The sequence below is a fragment of the Azospirillum agricola genome (genome assembly GCF_017876095.1).
GTDB classification, from domain to species: Bacteria; Pseudomonadota; Alphaproteobacteria; order Azospirillales; family Azospirillaceae; genus Azospirillum; species Azospirillum agricola.
This window is the reverse complement of record NZ_JAGINM010000007.1, coordinates 40,265-62,186: the sequence shown is the minus strand read 5'-3', so window position 1 is coordinate 62,186 and position 21,922 is coordinate 40,265. Positions and strand designations below refer to the sequence as shown.

The window sequence follows — 21,922 nt, the reverse complement described above, 5'->3', positions numbered from 1 at the left end:
CGGCACCGCGCCGCGCTCGAGGGCGGAGTTTCGCGATCCGGCGGCCCGCGTCAACGATTGGATGGGGGATTGGATGGGGGATTGGATCGGGGGCCGGACGCCGCGGCGCTTCGAGCCCCCGGTCAGGCGGCGGCGCGGCGGTCCTGGTTGGAGGAGAAGCTGGCGAGGATGCTGTTGACGGCGCCCGAGCCATCCTCCAGCGCTTCCAGCGCGAAGGAGAACTGGTTGGGGGACGGCAGATCGAAGCGGGCGGTGATCTCGCCATACTCCATCGCGATGCTGCCGCCGAAACGCCGAGCCAGCGCCCGCATGCGGACGTTCTCGGCCAGGCACAGCATGTGGACGCGGCCGATCGAACGGTTGCGGGCGACGGTCAGGGCACGGCGGATCAGGGTGCTGCCGATGCCACGCCCCTGGAGTTCCTTCTCCACGCTGACGCCGAACTCGGCCTCGTCGGGCCACAGGATGCGGTCGCCGCACAGCTCCAGGGCGGCGCGCAGCTCGCCGTTCAGGAAGGCGCCGATCAGCGTGGTGCGCCCCCAGTCGATCGCCGCGCAATGACGCTCCAGCGACTCGTCCGAAACGGTTCCGGCGAAGCGGGCGTAGCGGTCGGCGCGATCGAGGCGAAGAAGGTGCGCCCGGTACAGGGGCAGTTCGGTCGGCAGGATCTTGCGGATGACAGGCATGGCTCTCGCTCACGGTTCTCGAGTGTCGAAAACGCATTGCGCAGAACGTTCGTCCCCAGGGAACCGGCGCCGGCCCTCTTGCCGGGGCGCGGTCGCCATGGGCCGCGGACTCGCCGCCGCCCTCTTTGTTGCACCGCAACATGGCGTGTTGCGTGGATTTCGCAAGCGCTCATTCGAACTTTGCAAAGCGAACACCGGCTTTCTGTTGCGGCAAAGTCACAGTTGGACAGGAACCGCCCCCGCCCGTTATGCTTGGGCCCGCTGCGCTGAGCCCAGTATGCCGGGTTCGAATCGACGGTATGGATGGCGGTGATGACGGTCTGGGGCAAGATTCTTGGTGGGGCGGCGGGTTTCGCCATCGGCGGGCCGCTGGGCGCCCTGATCGGCGCGCTGGCCGGCCATGCCGTCGACCGCCTGAGCGGGGAGGCCGCCGGCACCAGCCCCGCCAGCACCGACGCCGAGGCGCAGGCGGCGATGCAGACCGTCGCCTTCACCATCGGCGTGATCGCGCTGGCCGCCAAGATGGCGCGGGCCGACGGCGTGGTGAAACGGGTCGAGATCGACACCTTCAAGCGCCTTTTCCGCGTCCCGCCCGACGAGCTGGAGAATGTCGGCCGCGTCTTCGACCTCGCCCGCCGCGACACCCACGGCTTCGAGGAATATGCCCACCAGATCGCCGACCTCTTCGAGGACCGCCACGCGGTGCTGGAGGAACTGCTCGACAGCCTGCTGATGATCGCCGAGGCCGACGACGAATTGCACGAGACGGAGGTGGAGTATCTGCGGGCGGTCGCCGGCATCTTCGGCTTTGCCGAGACCGATTTCGAACGCATCCTCGCCGGCCACCACCGCGCCGGCACCCCGGACGAGACCGACCCCTATCAGGTGCTGGGCGTCAGCCGCTCCACCGACGACGCGGCGCTGAAGGCGGCGCACCGGCGTCTGGTGCGCGAACACCACCCCGACCTGCTGGTCGCCCAGGGCATGCCGCAGGAGTTCGTCGATCTGGCGACCCAGAAGATCGCGCTGATCAACGCCGCCTACGACCGCATCCGCAAGGAACGCGAAGGCGCCGTCGCGCTGTCGTGACGCGGCGCGAGAACGGGCGCCCGCCACGGCCCCCCGATTGTTTTTCCTGACCGGTTTTTCCATTTCCGTCCTATTCTCCCCCGGATGCCGGCCCCGCCCTGCCCCTCGCCCGCGGGGCAGGGCTGGGAAACGCGCTCCCGCCGACCGCCGTCCCGAGGGGAACCGACGAGCATGCCGCGCCCGACCATCGCCCTGTGCCTGGGCGTCATCATGACCCTCGCCCTGCCCTCCGGCGCCAAGGCGCAGGCGGCGCCCGACGGCCCCGTCATCCTCGGCCAGCCGGTCACCCTCAACCTCGGAGCCCCGTCGGCCGGCACCGACTGCCCGGCCGCCGCCGCCGGGCTGAACGCGCAGGGGCTGGTCCTGGTCGTCAACGGCCAGACCATTCCCGGCGCCCACGCCAGCTTCGGCTGCTCGGCCAAGGGCGAGGTCGTCGGCACCGCCTCCACCTCCATCGCCGGCAACAGCGCCGAGGCGGCGGAGCGCCGGGCGGCGTGGCAGAACGCCTTCGACGGCTTCTTCTCGCTCGCCCGCGCCAAATCCCTGCCGGTCGCCTTCGGGCCGGCCGGCGGCGGCGTCGCGACACCGCCCAAGCTCGTCGCCATCCAGGGGGCGAGCGACCGCGACCTGACGCTCGCGGCCGTCTGCTTCGCCCTGATCGGCCTGCTTTTCCTGCTGGCCTTCCTCCGCCATTTCGGCCGCGACGCCATCGACGGCTTCCCCGACGTGCCGAGGCCCGCCGGCTATGTGCCGCCCTACAGCCTGTCGCGCTTCCAGCTCCTGTGGTGGAGCGGCATCGTCACCGCCTCCTACGCGGCGCTGATCGCCGTCATCGGGTCGATGGACACCATCAGCACCGGCACCATGGCCCTGATGGGGATCGTCGGCGGCACCTCGGTGCTCGCGGTGTTCCAGGACAACCGGCCGAGCGACGACGACGACAGCCGCCGGCAGCACCGCGCCGCCTATCTCGCCGCCGCCCAGGCCAGCCCGCCCGACAGGGCGCGGATGGCCGCCGCCGTCGCCGCGATCTACCCGCCCTCCGAAGGGCTGCTCACCGACCTGCTGACCGACGTCCACGGCTACAACATCCACCGGCTGCAACTGCTGGCCTGGACCGTCGTTCTGGGAATCACCTTCCTCTACGAAGCCACCCGCACGCTCGGCATGCCGGAGCTGTCGGCCAACCTGCTGGCCCTGACCGGCATCAGCAACGGCACCTATTTCGGCTTCAAGATGCAGGAGCGGCAAGTGGCGCCACCGGCGCAACCCCTCCCCCCCTCCCCGGCCGCGCCGGCGCCGGTGCCGGCCGGCTGACGCGCAACCCGGCCACGGCGTTTTTAACCATCGCCGGATGGCGGACGGGCGCGGTATAACCCCCGCGTCCTTCCTCCCCTCCGCTTTCCGGCGCACGAACGGTCCATGGCTCCTCCCGCACCCATCACGGCGCTCCAGGGCGTCTCCGTCACCTTCGGCGGGCGTCCGCTGTTCGAGACCATCGACATGGCCATCGGCCGGGGCGACCGCGCCTGCCTGGTCGGCCGCAACGGCTCGGGCAAATCGACCCTGATGAAGGTGCTGGCCGGGCTGATCCAGCCGGACGACGGCGTGGTCTTCGTCCAGCCCGGCTCGCGCATCGCCTATCTGCCGCAGGAGCCCGACTATCGCGGCTGCGCCACCGTCCAGGATTACGTCGTGCAGGGGCTGCCGGCCGACGAGCAGGACGAGGCGCACCGGGTGGACGCCGTGCTCGACCGGCTCCAGGTCGCCGGCCACCGCGACCCGCTCAGCCTGTCGGGCGGCGAGTCGCGCCGCACCGCGCTGGCCCGCACGCTGGTCGGCAACCCCGACGTCATGCTGCTCGACGAGCCGACCAACCACCTCGACCTGCCCACCATCGAGTGGCTGGAGGAGGAGCTGCTGTCCTTTCGCGGCGGGTTGCTGCTGATCAGCCACGACCGCGCCTTCCTCAACCGGCTGGCCAAGCGGACGCTGTGGCTCGACCGCGGCACGGTGCGCGCCACCGAGCGCGGCTTCTCCGAGTTCGAGGCGTGGCAGGCCGAGGTCTTCGAGTCGGAGGAGGCCGCCGCCCACAAGCTCGACCGCAAGATCGAGGGCGAGATGAAGTGGCTGCGCGAGGGCATCTCCGCCCGGCGCACCCGCAACATGGGCCGCGTGCGCAACCTGATGGCGCTGCGCGGCGACCGCGCCGAACAGATCCGCGGCGGCCAGCAGGCCAAGCTCGCCATCGCCGAGGCCGAGCGCGGCGGCCGGCTGGTCATCGAGGCGACCGGCATCGCCAAGGGTTTCGACTCGGAGGAGGGGCGCAAGACCATCGTCAGCGGCTTCTCCACCCGCATCCTGCGCGGCGACCGGGTCGGGCTGATCGGGCCGAACGGCGCCGGCAAATCGACCCTGCTGAAGATGCTGACCGGCCAGCTGGAGCCCGACGAGGGCACGGTGAAGCTCGGAACCAACCTCGACACCGCCTATTTCGACCAGCGCCGCGAAGGGCTGGATCCGGAGGACACCATCCGCAAGGTGCTGTGCCCGTTCGGCGGCGACGCGGTGATGGTCAACGGCCAGTCGCGCCACGTCGCCGGCTACATCAAGGATTTCCTGTTCGACACCCGGCAGCTCGACAGCCCGGTCAAGGCGCTGTCGGGCGGGGAGCGCAACCGGCTGCTGCTGGCCCGCCTGTTCGCCAAGCCCAGCAACCTGATGATCCTCGACGAGCCGACCAACGACCTCGACATGGACACGCTGGACCTGCTGGAGGACGTGCTGGGCGACTACCAGGGCACGCTGCTGCTGGTCAGCCACGACCGCGACTTCCTCGACCGGCTGGTGACCAGCACCATCGCGCTGGAGGGCGACGGCACCGCCAGCGAGTACGCCGGCGGCTATTCCGACTATCTGGTGCAGCGCCCGGCCAAGGCGGCGCCGGCCGTCGTCGCGGCCAAGCCCAAGCCGGCCGCCGCTCCGGCCGCCGCCAAGCCGCGCGGCAAGCTGAGCTACAAGGACCAGCGCGAGCTGGACGACCTGCCGTCGCGCATGGACAAGCTGTCGGCCGAGATCGCCAAGCTGGAAACCGTCATCGGCGACCCCGACCTGTTCAGCCGCGATCCGGCGAAGTTCCAGAAGACCAGCGACCAGCTCCACGGCAAGCAGGCCGAGCTGGCGGCTGCCGAGGAGCGCTGGCTGGAGCTGGAGGCCCTGCGCGAGGAGCTGGAGGCCGGTCGGTGAGCTTCGCCCACGCGCTCCAGGCCCTGGCGGTGATGGCCCTGTGGGGGCTGAACTTCGTGGTGTCCAAATGGGCGCTGCTGGAGTTCCCGCCGCTGTTCGTGATGTTCATCCGCTTCGTCCTGGTCTCGGCGCTGATCGTTCCCTTCTTCCGCGTCCCGCGCGAGAAGCTGCTGCCGATCGCGGCGCTGTCGGTGACGCTGGGCAGCATCCATTTCCCGCTGATGTTCAACGGGCTGCGCGGCATCGACGCCGCCACCGCCTCGCTGGCGGTGCAGGCCCAGGTTCCCTTCTCGTCGCTGCTGGCGGCGCTGGTCTTCAAGGACAAGCTGGGCTGGCGGCGCGCCACCGGCATGATGGCCGCCTTCGCCGGCGTGCTGGTCATCGCCGGGGAGCCGCGGCTGGGCAACGCCCTGCCCTCGCTGCTGATGCTGCTGGCGGCCAGCCTCGCCTTCGCGGTGGCCAGCATCCAGATGAAGCTGATCGGCTCGGTGAACGGCTTCGCCGTCAACGGCTGGATGGCGTTGATGGCGGCGCCGCAGCTGCTGGCCCTGTCGCTGCTGTTCGAGCAGGGGCAGATGGAGTCGCTGGCGAACGCGACGTGGCTCGGCTGGGGGTCGATCGTCTACATGGCGGTGGCTGTGACCATCGTCGCCTACGGGCTGTGGTACCCGCTGCTCGGCCGCTACGACGTCAACCAGACCATGCCCTACCTGCTGACCGTGCCGGTGTTCGGCGTGGCGTCCGGCGTGCTGCTGATGGGCGACCCGGTGACGCTGAACCTCGCGCTGGGCGGCCTGCTGACCATCGGCGGCGTCGCGGTGATCGTGAAGCGCCGTCCGCGCACGGTCAGCGAGACGGTGACGAACCCGACATGACGCCGTCCCGGATCGAGCGCCCCTCCCCCAACCACGGCCCCCGGCCGGAGGGCGCGCGGGTCGAGCTGCTGATCCTCCACTACACCGGCATGCCGACCGCCCGCCACGCGCTCGACCGGCTGTGCGACCCGACCTCCCAGGTCAGCGCCCACTACACGGTGGACGAGGACGGCACGGTCTACGCCCATGTTCCCGAGGATCGCCGGGCGTGGCACGCGGGCGTGTCGCGCTGGCGGGGGCTGGGCGACGTGAACGGCCGCTCGGTCGGCGTCGAGATCGTCAACCCCGGCCACGAGTTCGGCTACCGTCCCTTCCCGACCGTGCAGATGGCGGCGGTGGCGGCGCTGTGCCGGGGCATCGTGGCCCGCCACGGGATCGCCGCCGCCGACGTGCTGGGACACAGCGACGTCGCCCCGGCGCGCAAGGAGGATCCGGGCGAGCTGTTCGACTGGCCCGGCCTCGCCGCCAAGGGAATCGGGCTATGGCCCACGCCGTCCCAGGCGGACGATGCCCCCGCCGGTGCCGAAGAGGTCGGCGCCCTGCTGGGACGCTATGGGTACGACCCGGCCGAGCCGCGGGCGCTGCTGTCCTTCCAGCGCCATTTCCACCCGGACGGCATGACCGGCACCGCGGACCGCGAGACCCTGCGGCGGCTGCGGGCGCTGCTGCGGCTGACGGGACGCTGATCCACCCTCGCCCTGTGCCGACGCAACGCATATATTGAGGAAACCGGAACGCCAGCGGGAGAGCCGCATGTCGGAAGCCTTCAAGCGCATGACCCTCGACGAGTTCCTCGTCTGGAGCGACGGCACCGACACGCGCTACGAACTGATCGACGGCGTCCCGGTGGCGATGGCGCCCAGCTACGGCGCCCATCAGATCGTTGCCGGCAACATAGCGATCGAGATTGGCAGCGCCCTGCGCAATCGCCCGCCCTGCCATGTCCGGTCGGAGGCCGGCATCCTCAAGCCGAACAGCTTCCGGAGCTACTTCCAGGCCGATCTCGCCGTCACCTGCTCGCCGCACCGGCACGGCCAGTACGACACCCCCAACCCGCTGGTGATCGTCGAGGTGCTGTCGCGCTCGACGGAGGAGCATGACCGGCGGGTCAAGCTGCCGGTCTACCGCTCGATCCCCTCGGTGCGCGAGATCCTGCTGGTCCACAGCGACGTCCTGTTCGTCGAACTGCACCGCCGTCTCGACGACAGCCGCTGGCAGTGCGACCTGCTGGTCGAGCCCGAGGCGGTGCTGCGGTTGGACAGCATCCCCGTGGAGATTCCGCTGGCGGCGCTCTACGCCAACGTCGATCTCGGTCCCGATCCGCAGGCGTGAGGCGATTTGGGGTTTGCCCCCACCGGCACAACTCTGTATGAACGGCCTCGCCAGATGGCCGGATGGCCGCCTTCGGTGAAAGCCGGGGGAGGAAAGTCCGGGCTCCACGGAAACACGGTGCCGGTTAACGGCCGGCGGGGGCGACCCTAGGGACAGTGCCACAGAGAGCAGACCGCCGATGTTTCGACATCGGTAAGGGTGAAAGGGTGCGGTAAGAGCGCACCGCGTTCCTGGCAACAGGAACGGCACGGTAAACCCCACCGGGAGCAAGACCGAATAGGAGCGGCCCGGCCACCCGTCCAACCGGACGGCATGGAGGCCAAGCGCGTTTCCGCGCCGTCGCTCGGGTTGGTCGCGCGAGGCGCCGGGCAACCGGCGTCCCAGACGAATGGCCATCGCCCGGACCCTCGGGTCCGGGACACAGAACCCGGCTTACAGGCCATCTGGCGCTTTCCACACACAAGACACTTCCCGCGAGGACTCCACCCAGCCCACGGCGGCTCCCGCGGCGGCCACCCCATGGCCTCCCACGGGATGGCGTGGGAGACCGCGTGCTCCTGGGATGGCGTGGGTCATAGGCCCTCGGAGCGCGCGTTGTTCCGGGACGGCATGAGCGAGGACGGGGCATAGCGACGCACCCCCGCCTCTCCACCCGCCTCATCCCCAACCCATCCCCAGCCTTTCCGCCCTTTCGTTCACCTTTTCCCCAGAACGATCCACAGGCGGTGGATAACTGTGGGGCCATTTCCCATGCCATCCCATGACTAACCCCGAATCCAGACCCGAAGGAATACCCCATTCGGCGAGGTCGATTCGCGCTGTGGAAATGTTATGACTCCGACGAATTCGCACAAATGCCTGGAACAATCACCGAACCGCTGTGGATAACGTTATCCACATCCGTCGAAACCGCCGGAATACTGCGGAGACTCGGAGATTCGGTTTGCATATTTGCTTCAAAGCCACAGGTGCGCCCAAAAGTCTTGACACCCCGAATTGAATACTAGGGGGGCCGTTGACGCCCATAGCGTCCCATGCTATCCCAAGAATGCCCATTTAAGGGGGGCTCATACCCATCCTGGTTAACACCGGCGAGGGGAGGGGCCATGGGCAAGGCGGGGCTGGCGCGGAAGAATCCGCGCGGGGGGATAGCGGGGGGACCACCGGGCCAATGGCCGTTTTCCTGTCCACATACGTCAACAAAGTTGACAGGAAAGGGCGCGTGTCCATCCCGGCACAGTTCAGGCAGTCGCTTGCCAAGACGACGGCGCCGAACATTGTGTATCTCTGGCCCTCCCTCAACCATCAAGCCCTGGAGGGAGCCGACCAGGACTATCTCGATGTCCTGTCCGACAGCCTCGAATCCCCCGATCTCGACGCCGACGAACGCGACATGATTGAGACCTTCATCTTCGGCAAGCTCGTTCCCGTCTCCCTCGACGCCGAAGGCCGCATCGTCCTGCCCAAGGAGCTGGCCGAATTCGCCGGCATCGGCGAGGAGGCGTCCTTCATCGGCCGCCGCAAGACCTTCCAGCTCTGGGAGCCCGAGGCGCTGAAGGCCCACGAGGCCGCGCTCCGCGAACAGGTCGTGCGCAAGGACATCTCGTTGAGCCAGATCGTCGCCAAGGCCTCGCGCGGCGCCGCCGGCCGGGCCGGAGGTGACGCATGACCGCCTCCCCCATCCACATCCCCGTCCTTCTCCACGAGGTCGTCGAGTCGCTCTCCCCGCGCGACGGCGGCGTCTATGTGGACGGCACCTTCGGGGCCGGCGGCTACAGCCGCGCCCTGCTGGAGGCGGCCGACTGCCGCGTCTGGGGCATCGACCGCGACCCCGCCGCGATCGAGCGCGGACGCGTCCTGGCCCGGCAGTTCCCCGGCCGGCTGGAGATCGTCGAGGGCTGCTTCGGCGACATGGAGTCGCTGCTGGCCGAGCGCGGCGTGAGCCGCGTCGACGGCGTGGCGCTCGACGTCGGCGTCTCCTCCCCGCAGATCGACGAGCCGGAGCGCGGCTTCTCCTTCCGCTTCGACGGCCCGCTCGACATGCGCATGGGACGCGACGGCCCGACCGCCGCCGACGTCGTCAACCACGCCGGCGAATCGGAGCTGGCCGACATCCTCTACCATCTGGGCGAGGAGCGCCGCGCCTATCAGGTCGCCCGCGCCATCGTCGCCGCCCGCCAGACCGCGCCGATCACCCGCACCCGGCAGCTCGCCGAGCTGATCCGGTCGGTGGTGCCGAAGGGGAAGGGCGACGCCATCGACCCGGCGACCCGCAGCTTCCAGGCGCTGCGCATCCATGTGAACGACGAGTTGGGCGAACTCCGGCGTGGCCTCGCCGCCGCCGAGTCGCTGCTCGGCCCCGGCGGCCGGCTGGCCGTCGTCTCCTTCCATTCGCTGGAGGACCGCGAGGTCAAGACGTTCCTGAAGGACCGTTCCTCGCCGCCGCCCTCCCCGTCCCGCCACACGCCCTCGGCCCCGGCCGCGGCGCGCTCCCCATCCTTCCGCCTGCTGTCGCGCAAGCCCGTGGCGGCCAGCGACACGGAAGCCCGAGACAATCCCCGCGCCCGGTCCGCCCGGCTGCGCGCGGCCGAACGCACCGAGGCCCCGGCTTTCCCGGCGCCCGGCAAGGAGGCGGCATGAAAGGCAAGACCTGGCTGTTCTGGGGCGGTCTGATCGCCGCCGCCGGAGGCGTGCTGTTCCAGACCAGCTACGACGTGCAGGATCTGGAGGAGAAGCTCGCCGGGCTGAACCGCAAGATCGTGACCGAGCAGGAATCCATCCAGGTCCTCAAGGCCGAGTGGAGCTACCTGAACGACCCGACCAAGCTGGAGGAGATGGCCCGCGCCCACCTCGCCCTGCAACCGGTCGAGGCGCGGCAGTTCCTGGCGCTCGACGTGATTCCGATGCGCCCCGCCCCGGCGCCCGACGCGCCGGTCCAGCCGCTTCCCGGTCGCGGCCTGACGCCCGCGCCGCTGCCGCCGATGGTCGCCGCCCCGGCGGCGCCGCAGATCGCGTCCGCCCGCGTCCCGGCACCGAAGACCCCGGCGCCGATCGAACAGGCGCTCGAGAAGGCGCCCGTGGTCATCCCGGCCGCCCTATCCTCCCCCAGGCCCGCCGCGGCGCCGGCCCGGACCGCGCCGATCAAGCCGTCGACCCTGGTCCCGGCGTCGGCCCGCGCCCCGGCGCTGCCGCCGGCCTCGGCGCCGCTGCCCCCAGCCCAGCCCTCGGCGGCCCCCGGCAAGCTGGCGCCCAACCAGCCGCTGCCCTCGCTGAACCGTCCGACCGACGTCGCCTCCCGGCCGCTGCCGGCCCCGGCGCCGAAGGCGGCCGCTCCGGCCCAGGCTCGGGCCGCGGCGCCGCAGCCCTACACGCCCAAACCCACCGACAGCCTCGGCCTCCTCGTCGCCCGGCTGGGGGCCAACCAATGAGCTATCCGCCGCCGCCCTACGGCCACCCCCCGCAGGACGCCCCACCGCCGCCGGTCGCCAAGCCGCGGACGACGCTGGCGGTGGCGATGGAGCAGAGCCGCTACCGGCTGCTGGTCACGGCGGCCGTGGTCACGACGGTATTTTCCGCGATCAGCGTCAAGCTGGTCGCCGCGACCCTGTTCGTGCAGGCCGGCGAACCGCGCCAGCACCACGCGCTGGAGCTGGACGGCACCACCACCAACCGGGCCGACATTCTCGACCGCAACGGCAACCTGCTGGCGACATCGCTGGTCACCCAGTCGCTCTACGCCGACCCAAAGCTGGTCTCGCGGCCCGACGAGGCGGCGCGCAAGCTGGTTTCGGCCCTGCCCGAGCTGGACTACAAGGACGTCCTGACCAAGCTCAGCGGCGAGAAGCGATTCGTCTGGCTCAAGCGCAACCTGACGCCCAAGCAGCAGGCGGCGGTGCACCGGCTGGGCATCCCCGGCGTGTCGTTCGAGCGGGAGGAGCGGCGCTTCTACCCGGCGGCCAACCTGACCTCGCACGTCGTCGGCTTCACCGGGGTCGACAACAACGGCCTCGCCGCGCTGGAGCAGTCCTTCAACAAGCGGCTGACCGAGGATCCGGGCACGCCGCTCCAGCTCTCCATCGACCTGCGGCTCCAGCATGTCCTGAAGAAGGAACTGGCGGCGACGGTGCAGGAGTTCAGCGCCATCGGCGCCGCCGGCATCATCTTCGACGTCCGCTCGGGCGAGGTGATGGCGATGACCTCCCTGCCCGACTTCGATCCGCATGATCCGACCGGGCTCGATCCCGACACGCTGTTCAACCGGGCGACGCTCGGCGTGTACGAGATGGGTTCGACCTTCAAGATCTTCAACTCGGCGTTGGCGCTCGATTCCGGCAAGATCCGGGTGTCGGATTACTTCGACGCGATCCACCCGATCAAGATCGGCCGTTTCACCATCAACGAGTATCACGGCCTCGGCCGCGCCCTGACGGTGGCGGAGGTGTTCCAGCATTCGTCCAACCTCGGCTCCGTCCGGATGGTGCAGCAGGTCGGCATCCCGGCGCAGAAGGCCTTCATGACCAAGATGGGCTTCACCCGGCCCACCGCGCTGGAGCTGCCGGAGAACGGCTGGCCGCTCGTGCCCAACCCGTGGCGCGAGGTCAACAGCATGACGATCTCCTTCGGGCACGGCATCTCGGTCAGCCCGATGCACACGGTCACGGCGGCGGCCTCGATCATCAACGGCGGCGTCATGCACCAGCCGACGCTCATCAAACGCGAGCCGGGCGCCCCGGTTCCCGGCGAGCAGGTCGTTTCGCGCCAGACCTCCGAGATGATGCGCCGGATGTTCCGCTTCGTGGTGACGGAGGGCACCGGCAAGTCGGCCGGCGTGAAGGGCTACGTCGTCGGCGGCAAGACCGGCACGGCCGACAAGCAGAAGGGCCGGCACTACCAGAAGAACTCGCGCATGTCGTCCTTCCTCGGCGCCTTCCCGATGAACGACCCGCGCTACATCGTCTATGTGCTGGTCGACGAACCGAAGGCGACGGCGAAGACCTACGGCTACGCCACCGGCGGCTGGGTCGCCGCCCCGGCGGTCGGCCGCATCATCAAGCAGGTCGGCCCGCTGCTGAACGTCCCGACACAGGACGAGAGCTCGCCCGAGATCCTGAACGCCACCTACCTGAACGCCGCCGGCTCCACCAACTGGTCGGCCCCGCCGCAGGCGCCCATGTCCGCAACCCCAGCCAAGGGAAGCACCGTTGCGTCTTTCCCAACTCCTGCCAAGTCGCAGCGCTGACCTCATCTCCGGCCGGCCCGACCCGGACGTGACCGGGCTGACCGCGGACAGCCGCGCGGTCAGGCCCGGTTTCGTCTTTGCGGCCCTGGCCGGCGCCAAGGCCGACGGGCGCGCCTTCATCGCCGACGCGCTGGCAAAGGGCGCCGTCGCCGTGCTGGCGGCCGAGGGCACGGAGCTGCCGGCCGGCTCCGGCGCCGTGTTGCTGACCGATGCGCAGCCCCGCCTCGCCTTCGCGCGGATGGCGGCGGCCTTCCACGGCGGCCAGCCCGAGACGGTGGTCGCCGTCACCGGCACCAACGGCAAGACCTCCACCGTCCAGTTCGCGGCGCAGATCTGGGAGCGGATGGGAGAGAAGGCGGCCACGCTCGGCACGCTGGGCCTGCTCGGCCCCGGCCTGGGCGGCTACGGCGCCATGACCACGCCCGACCCGGTGTCGCTGCACAAAAGCCTGCGGGCCGTCAAGGACGCCGGCATCGAGAATCTGGCGATGGAGGCGTCCAGCCACGGGCTCGACCAGTTCCGCCTCGACGGCGTCGTCCTCAAGGCCGCCGGCTTCACCAACCTGACGCGCGACCATCTCGACTACCACGGCTCGATGGAGTCCTACCGCGACGCCAAGGCGATGCTGTTCGACCGCGTGCTGCCGCCCGGCGGCACCGCCGTGCTGAACGCCGACAGCTACGACTTCCCTCATTTCGCCGCGATTTGTACCCAGCGCGGCCACAGGGTCCTGTCCTATGGTCTGGCCGGCACCGAGCTGAGGGTCAACGGGGTGCGGCCGCTGGCCCATGGCCAGCGCCTCGCCCTGACCGTGCTGGGCCGCGACGTCGCCGTCGACCTGCCGCTGGCGGGGCGCTTCCAGGCCTGGAACGTGCTCTGCGCGCTGGGTCTGGTCATCGGCGCCGGTGCCGACGTGGAGCGGGCGGTCGCCACGCTGTCCCTGCTGGACGGCGTGCCGGGCCGTCTCCAGCACGTCGCCACCCACCCGAACGGGGCGGCGGTCTACGTCGATTTCGCCCACACGCCCGACGCGCTGGAGACGGTGCTGACGGCGCTGCGCTCGCACGCCGCCCGCCATCTGGTGACGGTGTTCGGCTGCGGCGGCGACCGCGACCGGGGCAAGCGTCCGGTGATGGGGGAACTGGCGGCCCGTCTGGCCGACCGCGCCATCGTCACCGACGACAACCCGCGCACCGAGGATCCGGCCTTCGTCCGGGGCGAGGTGCTGGCGGGCGCAACCGGTTCGCTGGCGGGGCGCCTGGAGGAGATCGGCGACCGCGCCACGGCCATCCGGGCCGCGGTGCAGGGGCTTCGGCCCGGCGATGTCCTGGTCATCGCCGGCAAGGGGCACGAGCAGGGACAAACGATCGGCACCGAGGTCCGCCCCTTCGACGACGCGGACGAGGCCCGGCAAGCCGTAGCGGAGGTTGGAGCAGCATGAGCGACGACACCACCCCCACCCGGCGGGTTCTGTGGACCGCCGGGGACGCCGCCGCCGCGACCGGAGGCCGGACCGCGCAGGGCTGGGCCGCCACCGGCGTGACCATCGACAGCCGCAAGGTCGCCGCCGGCGACCTGTTCGTCGCCATCCAGGGGCCGAACTTCGACGGCCACGCCTTCGTCGGTTCGGCGCTGGCGGCCGGCGCCGCCGCCGCCCTGGTCTCGCATGTGCCCGACGGGCTGCCCGCCGACGCCCCCCTGCTCCGGGTCGAGGGCGACACGCTGGATGCCATGGCCGCGCTCGGCGCCGCCGCCCGCGCCCGCTGCACGGACGTGCGGATGGTCGGCGTCACCGGCTCGGTCGGCAAGACCGGCACCAAGGAGACGCTGCGCCACGTCCTGTCGGCGCAAGGGCCGACCTACGCCACCGAAGGCAGCCTGAACAACCATTGGGGCGTGCCGCTGTCGCTCGCCCGCCTGCCCGCCGACAGCCGCTACGGCGTGTTCGAGCTGGGAATGAACCACGCCGGCGAACTCGGTCCGCTGTCGCGGCAGGTCAAGCCCGACGTCGCGGTCATCACCACCATCGAGGCGGCGCATCTGGAGTTCTTCGCCTCGGTCGACGCCATCGCCGACGCCAAGGCCGAGATCTTCGAGGGGCTGAACCCCAACGGCGTCGCCGTGCTGAACCGCGACAACCCGCAGCACGGCCGGCTCGCCGCCGCCGCCCGCGCCCATGGGCTGACCCATGTCTGGAGCTTCGGCGGCCATGACGAGTGCGAGGCGCGGCTGCTCGACTTCTCGCTGCACGCGACGTGCAGCGCCGTCACCGCGCTGATCCGTGGCGAGCGCATCCAGTACTGCCTGTCGCTGCCCGGCAAGCATTGGGTGATGAACAGCCTCGCCGTGCTGCTGGCCGCCAAGGCTCTGGGCGCCGACGTCGCCATGGCGGCGCGCTCCCTCTCCACGCTCCAGCCGGTCAAGGGGCGCGGCACCCGCAAGCGCATCCATCTGGCGCAGGGCGCCTTCACCCTGATCGACGAGAGCTACAACGCCAGCCCGGCCGCCATGCTGGCGACGCTGGAGGTGCTGGGCAAGCTCGACCCCGGCGCCGGCGGCCGCCGCATCGCCGTGCTGGGCGACATGCGCGAGCTGGGCGAGCGCGCCGACGCGCTGCACGCGGCGCTGGCGGAACCGCTGCGCGCCGCCCATGTCGACGCCGTCTACGCCTGCGGCCCGCACATGCGGGCGCTGTTCGACCGGCTGCCGGCCGCCATGCGCGGCGCCTGGACCGAGACCAGCGTCGAATTGGCCCCCATCGTCACCGCCGCCGCCAAGGGCGGCGACGTGGTGATGGTCAAGGGCTCGCTGGGCAGCCGCACCGGCCTGATCGTCGAGGCGCTGGCCGCGCTCGACACCCGCACCGACACCGCTTCCACCCCGACCACCACCACAACAACGGCACAGCCGCAGGCCGCCAACGGTCAGCGAGGCTGATGGGACCCGATGCTCTACAACCTTCTCTTCCCGCTGGCGGATGTCTTCACGCCGTTCAACCTGTTCCGGTACCTGACCTTCCGGACGGGCGGCGCGATGATCACCGCGCTGGTCATCAGCTTCATGTTCTTCCCCACCCTGATCGGCTGGCTGAAGAGGAAGCAGGGTGAGGGCCAGCCGATCCGCGCCGACGGGCCGGAGACCCATTTCAAGAAGAAGGGCACGCCCACCATGGGCGGCCTGATGATCCTGATCGCCATGACGGTCAGCACGCTGCTGTGGGCCGACCTGACCAACGCCTATCTGTGGATCGTGCTGATGGTGACCATCGGCTACGGCCTGATCGGCTTCGGCGACGATTACCTCAAGCTGACCAAGCGCAACACCAAGGGGCTGTCCGGCCGCTTCCGGCTGGGCTGGGAGGTCGCCATCGGGCTGACCGCCTCGGCCCTGATCATGTGGGTGTCGGCCCCGCCGCTGTCGGGCGGCGTCGCCGTGCCCTTCGTCAAGGATTTCCTGATCCAGCTCTCCTGGTTCTTCGTGCCGTTCGGCGCCTTCATCATGGTCGGCGCCTCGAACTCGGTGAACCTGACCGACGGGCTGGACGGGCTCGCCATCGTGCCGACGATGATCGCCGCCGGCTGCTTCGGGTTGATCTCCTACCTGTCGGGCAACGCCATCTTCGCCAACTACCTGCAAATCCACCATGTTCCGGGTTCCGGCGAATTGGCCGTCTTTTGTGGCGCTCTTGTTGGTGCGGGATTGGGATTCCTCTGGTACAACGCGCCGCCCGCCATGGTTTTCATGGGAGATACGGGTTCCCTGTCGCTCGGCGGGGCTCTGGGTGCCGTCAGCGTGGTGACCAAGCACGAGATCGTGCTCGCCATCATCGGCGGTCTGTTCGTGTTGGAGACGGTTTCGGTCATCGTGCAGGTCGCGTCGTTCAAGCTCACGGGCAAGCGGGTCTTCCGCATGGCCCCGCTGCATCATCATTTCGAGAAGAAGGGCTGGGCCGAACCGACGGTGGTGATCCGCTTCTGGATCATCGCCTCGATCCTGGCGCTCGTCGGCCTGTCCACCTTGAAGCTGCGCTGAGGGGGAGCGGGCGATGATCGACCTTTTCTTCATGGATGGCCTGCCGGTCGCGGTGATGGGTCTCGGCAAGTCCGGGCTCGCCACCGCCAGGGCGCTCCGCGACAGCGGCGCCGACGTCCGGGTGTGGGACGACAACCCCGCCTCGCGCGCCGCCGCCGAGGCGGACGGCTTCCAACTGGTCGATCTCGCCACCACCGACCTGTCGGGCCTGACCACCATCGTCTGGTCGCCCGGCATCCCCCACACCTACCCGGCCCCGCACCCGGTCGCCGTGCGCGCCCGCGAGGCCGGCATCGAGCTGGTCTGCGACGTCGAGCTGCTCGGCCGGGCCGAGCGCGAGTCCGCCTTCATCGGCATCACCGGCACCAACGGCAAGTCAACCACCACGACGCTGGTCGGCCACGTCATGGCCGCCGCCGGGCGCCGGATCGCGGTCGGCGGCAACCTCGGCACGCCGGTGCTGACCTTCGACCCGCTGGGCGCCGACGGCACGCACATCCTGGAAATGTCGAGCTACCAGCTCGAACTGACCTTCTCCATCACCTTCGACGTCGCCGTCCTGCTGAACATCACGCCGGACCACCTCGCCCGCCATGGCGGGATGGAGGGTTACGTCGCGGCGAAAAAGATGATCTTCCACCGCCAGACCAAGCCGCGCACGGCGGTGATCGGCGTGGACGACGCGCTCTGCCGCAAGATTTACGAGGATCTCGCCGCCGTCGGCGACCAGCGCGTCTGGCCGGTCTCGGCGCGGGGCCCCGTCGCGGGCGGCGTCTACGCCGCCGACGGCTGGCTGGTCGACGACACCGACGGCGCCGCCGAGAAGGTCGCCGAGCTGGCCCGCTTCCCGGCGCTGCTCGGCACCCACAACTGGCAGAACGCCGCCGCCGCCTTCGCCGCCTGCAAGGCCGCCGGGGTTCCGGCCGCGACCATCGTCGCGGCGATGGAGAGCTTCCCCGGCCTCGCCCACCGCCAGCAGCTCGTCGCCAGCGTCGAGGGCGTGCGCTTCGTCAACGACAGCAAGGCGACCAACGCCGACGCCACGGAAAAGGCGCTGGCCACCTTCGACCCGATCTACTGGATCCTCGGCGGTCAGGCCAAGGAGACCGGGCTGGACGGGCTGGAGGGCTACATGGGCCGCGTCCGCCACGCCTTCCTGATCGGCGAGGCGCAGGACGTCTTCGCCGACTGGCTCGGCGCGCGCGGCGTCGCCTTCACCAAGTGCGGGACGCTCGACATCGCCACCACCAAGGCCGCCGGCCTCGCGCTGGCGGAGGGGCTGGAGGGCGCCTGCGTGCTGCTGTCGCCGGCCTGCGCGTCCTGGGACCAGTTCGCCAATTTCGAGAAGCGGGGCGAGGCCTTCGCCGCCTACGCCGCCGCCATCGCCAAGGCCCGGCAGCCGGCCCATCAACAGAGCGGGAGCGCGGACGAATGATCACCTTCGACCGCACCGACCAATCCATCTTCGGCCGCTGGTGGTGGACGGTGGACCGCTGGCAGCTCGGCGCCGTGGCGCTCCTGATGTTCCTCGGCACCGTGCTGATCACCGCGGCCAGCCCGCCGGTGGCCGAGCGCATCGGCATCCAGGACACCTTTTACTTCGTCGAGCGGCATCTGATGATGCTGGTCCCGACCATCGCCATCATGTGCGGCGTCTCGCTGCTCAGCCCGCGCGGGGTGCGCCGGGTGGCGCTGGGCGTCTTCCTGGTCGCCGTGGTGCTGGTCTACGCGACGCTGGTCGTCGGCGTCGAGATCAAGGGCGCCCGCCGCTGGATCCACATCCCCGGCCTGTCGATCCAGCCGTCGGAGTTCGTCAAGCCGGCCTTCGCGGTGGTCGCGGCGTGGCTGTTCTCGCTGTCGAGGACGTCGCCCGGCTTCCCCGGGGCGCTGGTCTCGATCGCGCTCTACGGGGTCACCATGGCCGGGCTGATCCTGCAACCCGACCTCGGCATGACCTTCGTGGTGTCGGCGGTGTGGTTCACCCAGTTCTTCCTGGCCGGGCTGAACATCATGCTGGTGATGGGGCTGGGCGGGCTCGGCGTCGTCGGGCTGGTCGGCGCCTACTACACGCTTCCCCACGTCACCAGCCGCATCAACCGCTTCCTCGATCCGGCGGCGGGCGACAACTATCAGGTCAACCGCTCGATGGAGGCCTTCGCCAACGGCGGCCTGCTCGGCACCGGGCCGGGCCAGGGGACCGTCAAGTTCTCGCTGCCCGACAGCCACGCCGACTTCATCTTCGCCGTCGCCGGCGAGGAGATGGGGCTGATCTTCTGTCTGGTGATGGTGGTGCTGTTCGCCTTCGTCGTGCTGCGCGGCTTCGCCCGCGTCTTCAACGACACCAACTATTTCGTCCTGCTGGCGACCGCCGGCCTGCTGATCCAGTTCGGGTTGCAGGCGGCGATCAACATGGGGTCCTCGCTGCACCTGATGCCGACCAAGGGCATGACGCTGCCCTTCATCTCCTACGGCGGCTCGTCGCTGCTGGCGCTCGGTTTCGGCATGGGCATGGTGCTGGCGCTGACGCGCAAGCGCTTCGGCCCGATGGAATGAGGGAGCCCGGCATGACGGACGCATCCAGCAAGGTCATCGTGCTGGCCGCCGGCGGCACCGGCGGGCACATGTTCCCGGCCGAGGCGCTGGCCCGCGAGCTGCTGGCGCGCGGCCGGGCCGTGGCGCTGGTCACCGACCGGCGCGGCCACGCCTTCGGCGACAGCCTGCCGGAGGTGCCGGTCCACCGCATCCGCGCCGCCTCCCCCGGCGGCGGCATCGTCGGCCGGCTGAAGGCCGCCCTCCAGATGGGGCTCGGCCTGCTGGAAGCGCGCGCGCTGCTGCGCCGGCTCCGGCCGGCGGCGGTGGTCGGCTTCGGCGGCTACCCGTCGGTCCCGACCGTCTACGCCGCCGCCCACGCGAAAATCCCGGCGCTGCTGCACGAGCAGAACGCCGTGCTCGGCCGCGCCAACCGCATGCTGATCGCCGGAGCCAGGCGGCTGGCCGTCGCCTTCACCGCCGTCGCCCGCATCGACGAGGGCGACCGCGCCAAGGCCGTCCGCACCCAAGTCATCCGGACCGGGAATCCGGTCCGCCCGGCCATCGCCGCCCGCCGGACCTCGCCCTACGCCGCACCGGCCGGCAACGGCCCGATCCGCCTGCTGGTGATGGGCGGCAGCCAGGGCGCGCGCGTCTTTTCGGAGGTCATTCCCCAGGCGCTCGCCCGCCTGCCGGAGAGTCTGCGCGCCCGCATCCACCTGTCGCAGCAATGCCGGCCGGAGGATCTGGAGGAGGCGCGCGCCGCCCTGTCGGGCCTCGGTCTCGGCGGGCTGGAGTTGCAGAGCTTCTTCCGCGACGTGCCGGAGCGGCTGGCCGCCTGCCATCTCGCCGTCACCCGCGCCGGGGCCTCCACCATCGCCGAGCTGACCTGCGTCGGCCGTCCGGCGATCCTGGTGCCCTACCCGCACGCCACCGACGACCACCAGACCGCCAACGCCCGCCAGCTGGCCGAGGCGGGTGCGGCGTGGCTCGTCCCGCAGCCGGACTTCACGGCGGAGACGCTGGCCGCCCGGCTGGGCGATCTGCTGGCCTCCCCCGCGACGCTGGGGGCGGCGGCCGACGCCGCCCACCGCTGGGGCACCGCCGACGCCGCCTCGTCGCTGGCCGACGCGGTGCTGGGGATGCTGGGCGGCGCCAACGCAAACCACCACGACCACAACGCCGATTCCATCGCCAAGGGGGCCGCGGAATGAACAAAGTCATGCGCAACCTCACACGGCCGACGCCGCGCCCGCTGCGGGACTACCCGGCGGACATGACGCGGACCGAGGGCGGTTGGTTCAACCGGCCACACTGCCCGCTGATTCCGCGCGCCATCGTCGGCGAGGGCTTCCTGCGCGACCGCCTGCATGTCATTCATGGCTCCCAACCGCTGCCGCCCGACCTCACCGACGGGGCGGTGGACGCCACTCTTCGCCTGATGCTTCGCCGCGGAAAGTAAAGTTCACAGACATGCGCGCCCTCCCCCTCTCCATCGGCACCATCCACTTCGTCGGCATCGGCGGCATCGGCATGAGCGGCATCGCCGAGGTGCTGCGCAACCTGGGCTACACGGTCCAGGGGTCCGACCTGTCGGAGAGCGCCAACGTCAAGCGCCTGCGCGACCTCGGCATCACCGTGTCGATCGGCCACCGGGCGGAGAACATCGCCGGGGCCGCCGTGATCGTCGTCTCATCGGCGGTCAAGCGCGACAACCCGGAGGTCGTCGCCGCCCGCGCCGCGCTGGTCCCCGTGGTGCGCCGGGCCGAGATGCTGGGCGAGCTGATGCGGCTGAAATGGGCGATCGCCATCGGCGGCACCCACGGCAAGACGACGACCACCTCGATGGTCGGCCACATGCTGGAACACGCCAATCTCGACCCGACCGTCATCAACGGCGGCATCATCAACGCCTACGGCTCCAACACCCGGCTGGGCACCGGCGACTGGATGGTGGTCGAGGCGGACGAGAGCGACGGCACCTTCGTGAAGCTGCCGGCCTGCATCGCCGTCGTCACCAACATGGATCCGGAGCATCTGGACTTCTACGGCACCTTCGACAACGCGCGGGCCGCCTTCGACAGCTTCGTCCAGAACATCCCCTTCTACGGCTTCGCGGCGCTCTGCATCGACCACCCGGAAGTGCAGGCGATGATCCCCCGCGTGTCCGACCGCCGCATCGTCACCTACGGCTTCTCGCCGCAGGCCGACATCCGCGCCGTCAACGTCGAGCTGGGTCCGGCGGGCGCCAAGTACGACGTGCTGATCTACGACCGCCACACGGGCGAGACCCGCGCCATCGCCGGCGTGCGGCTGCCGATGCACGGGCCGCACAACGTGCAGAACTCGCTGGCCTGCTTCGCGGTCGGCAACGAGATGGGGCTGCCCGACGTCGTCATGCGCGACAGCATGGCCAAGTTCCAGGGCGTCAAGCGCCGCTTCACCCAGACCGGCGAGGCCAACGGCGTCACCGTCATCGACGATTACGGCCACCACCCGGTGGAGATCGCCGCCGTCCTGAAGGCGGCGCGCACCGCCGGCACCGGCCGCACCATCGCCGTCGTCCAGCCGCACCGCTACTCGCGCCTCGCCAACCTGTTCGAGGATTTCTGCACCTGCTTCAACGACGCCGACGCGGTGATCGTCGCCGACGTCTACGCGGCCGGCGAGCAGCCGATCGATGGCGTCAGCCGCGATTCGCTGGTCGAGGGGCTGCGCATGCACGGCCATCGCCAGGTCGTCGCGCTGCAAAGCCCGCAGGAACTGGCCCAGCTCGTCCACGGGATGGTCAAGCCCGGCGACTTCGTGGTCTGCCTGGGCGCCGGCAACATCACCCAGTGGGCCAACGCGCTGCCGGGCGAGCTGACCGCGCTGCACGGGGCGACGGCATGACG

19 protein-coding genes and 1 other RNA gene are annotated in these 21,922 nt (G+C 70.4%); 19 read left to right on the top strand and 1 reads right to left on the bottom strand.

From position 1 onward, the window contains the following. Positions 1–122: 122 nt before the first annotated feature. The gene (locus J2847_RS11975) at positions 123–686 is read right to left on the bottom strand and encodes a GNAT family N-acetyltransferase (protein WP_209779202.1); all 564 of its coding nucleotides are present in this window, start codon (positions 684–686) and stop codon (positions 123–125) included. Between the two features lie 312 nt (positions 687–998). Between J2847_RS11975 and J2847_RS11970 the strand changes: the two genes are divergently transcribed. The 19 genes from J2847_RS11970 (at position 999) to murC (ending at position 21,920) form a co-directional block, all read left to right on the top strand. Further along, entirely contained in the window at positions 999–1,775 is a 777-nt protein-coding gene (locus tag J2847_RS11970) for a TerB family tellurite resistance protein (RefSeq protein WP_209779201.1), read from the top strand. A gap of 171 nt (positions 1,776–1,946) precedes the next feature. Continuing rightward, positions 1,947–3,092, top strand: coding sequence for a hypothetical protein (locus J2847_RS11965; RefSeq protein WP_233474474.1), 1,146 nt, complete (start codon positions 1,947–1,949; stop codon positions 3,090–3,092). Between the two features lie 105 nt (positions 3,093–3,197). Beyond that, positions 3,198–5,021 carry an ATP-binding cassette domain-containing protein gene (locus tag J2847_RS11960; protein ID WP_209779200.1) on the top strand — a complete coding sequence of 608 codons (1,824 nt, stop codon included), beginning with the start codon at positions 3,198–3,200 and terminating at the stop codon, positions 5,019–5,021. Continuing rightward, positions 5,018–5,896, top strand: coding sequence for a DMT family transporter (locus J2847_RS11955; RefSeq protein ID WP_209779199.1), 879 nt, complete (start codon positions 5,018–5,020; stop codon positions 5,894–5,896). Before J2847_RS11960 ends, J2847_RS11955 begins: the two co-directional genes overlap by 4 nt. Further along, a complete protein-coding gene (locus tag J2847_RS11950) occupies positions 5,893–6,582 on the top strand; it encodes an N-acetylmuramoyl-L-alanine amidase (protein ID WP_209779198.1) in 690 nt (229 codons plus the stop codon). The genes J2847_RS11955 and J2847_RS11950 overlap by 4 nt, the downstream gene beginning before the upstream one ends. Before the next feature lie 67 nt (positions 6,583–6,649). After that, entirely contained in the window at positions 6,650–7,228 is a 579-nt protein-coding gene (locus tag J2847_RS11945; RefSeq protein ID WP_209779197.1) for a Uma2 family endonuclease, read from the top strand. Between the two features lie 50 nt (positions 7,229–7,278). Then, positions 7,279–7,679: RNase P RNA component class A (gene rnpB / locus J2847_RS11940), an RNA gene on the top strand. Between the two features lie 771 nt (positions 7,680–8,450). Next, positions 8,451–8,897 (top strand): division/cell wall cluster transcriptional repressor MraZ, encoded by a 447-nt coding sequence (locus tag J2847_RS11935; protein WP_223677928.1) that lies wholly within the window; start codon positions 8,451–8,453, stop codon positions 8,895–8,897. After that, positions 8,894–9,868: a 16S rRNA (cytosine(1402)-N(4))-methyltransferase RsmH gene (rsmH, locus tag J2847_RS11930; protein ID WP_209779196.1), complete on the top strand. Its 975-nt coding sequence runs from the start codon at positions 8,894–8,896 to the stop codon at positions 9,866–9,868. The genes J2847_RS11935 and rsmH overlap by 4 nt, the downstream gene beginning before the upstream one ends. Then, on the top strand, positions 9,865–10,656 hold the full coding sequence (gene ftsL, locus J2847_RS11925) for a cell division protein FtsL (protein ID WP_209779195.1): 792 nt from the start codon (positions 9,865–9,867) through the stop codon (positions 10,654–10,656). The genes rsmH and ftsL overlap by 4 nt, the downstream gene beginning before the upstream one ends. After that, positions 10,653–12,467 (top strand): peptidoglycan D,D-transpeptidase FtsI family protein, encoded by a 1,815-nt coding sequence (locus J2847_RS11920; protein ID WP_209779194.1) that lies wholly within the window; start codon positions 10,653–10,655, stop codon positions 12,465–12,467. The genes ftsL and J2847_RS11920 overlap by 4 nt, the downstream gene beginning before the upstream one ends. Beyond that, on the top strand, positions 12,430–13,908 hold the full coding sequence (locus J2847_RS11915) for a UDP-N-acetylmuramoyl-L-alanyl-D-glutamate--2,6-diaminopimelate ligase (RefSeq protein WP_209779193.1): 1,479 nt from the start codon (positions 12,430–12,432) through the stop codon (positions 13,906–13,908). The genes J2847_RS11920 and J2847_RS11915 overlap by 38 nt, the downstream gene beginning before the upstream one ends. Beyond that, positions 13,905–15,404: a UDP-N-acetylmuramoylalanyl-D-glutamyl-2,6-diaminopimelate--D-alanyl-D-alanine ligase gene (locus tag J2847_RS11910; RefSeq protein ID WP_209779192.1), complete on the top strand. Its 1,500-nt coding sequence runs from the start codon at positions 13,905–13,907 to the stop codon at positions 15,402–15,404. Before J2847_RS11915 ends, J2847_RS11910 begins: the two co-directional genes overlap by 4 nt. Positions 15,405–15,413: 9 nt before the next feature. Beyond that, positions 15,414–16,499: a phospho-N-acetylmuramoyl-pentapeptide-transferase gene (mraY, locus tag J2847_RS11905; protein WP_085557105.1), complete on the top strand. Its 1,086-nt coding sequence runs from the start codon at positions 15,414–15,416 to the stop codon at positions 16,497–16,499. A 13-nt stretch (positions 16,500–16,512) separates the two neighbouring features. Continuing rightward, the gene (gene murD, locus J2847_RS11900; RefSeq protein WP_209779191.1) at positions 16,513–17,934 is read left to right on the top strand and encodes a UDP-N-acetylmuramoyl-L-alanine--D-glutamate ligase; all 1,422 of its coding nucleotides are present in this window, start codon (positions 16,513–16,515) and stop codon (positions 17,932–17,934) included. Then, a complete protein-coding gene (locus tag J2847_RS11895) occupies positions 17,931–19,052 on the top strand; it encodes an FtsW/RodA/SpoVE family cell cycle protein (RefSeq protein WP_209779190.1) in 1,122 nt (373 codons plus the stop codon). The genes murD and J2847_RS11895 overlap by 4 nt, the downstream gene beginning before the upstream one ends. Positions 19,053–19,063: 11 nt before the next feature. After that, on the top strand, positions 19,064–20,242 hold the full coding sequence (murG, locus tag J2847_RS11890; RefSeq protein ID WP_233474473.1) for an undecaprenyldiphospho-muramoylpentapeptide beta-N-acetylglucosaminyltransferase: 1,179 nt from the start codon (positions 19,064–19,066) through the stop codon (positions 20,240–20,242). Between the two features lie 8 nt (positions 20,243–20,250). Next, positions 20,251–20,490: a hypothetical protein gene (locus J2847_RS11885; RefSeq protein ID WP_233474472.1), complete on the top strand. Its 240-nt coding sequence runs from the start codon at positions 20,251–20,253 to the stop codon at positions 20,488–20,490. 11 nt (positions 20,491–20,501) lie between these two features. Continuing rightward, entirely contained in the window at positions 20,502–21,920 is a 1,419-nt protein-coding gene (murC, locus tag J2847_RS11880; protein WP_209779187.1) for a UDP-N-acetylmuramate--L-alanine ligase, read from the top strand. Positions 21,921–21,922 lie beyond the last annotated feature (2 nt).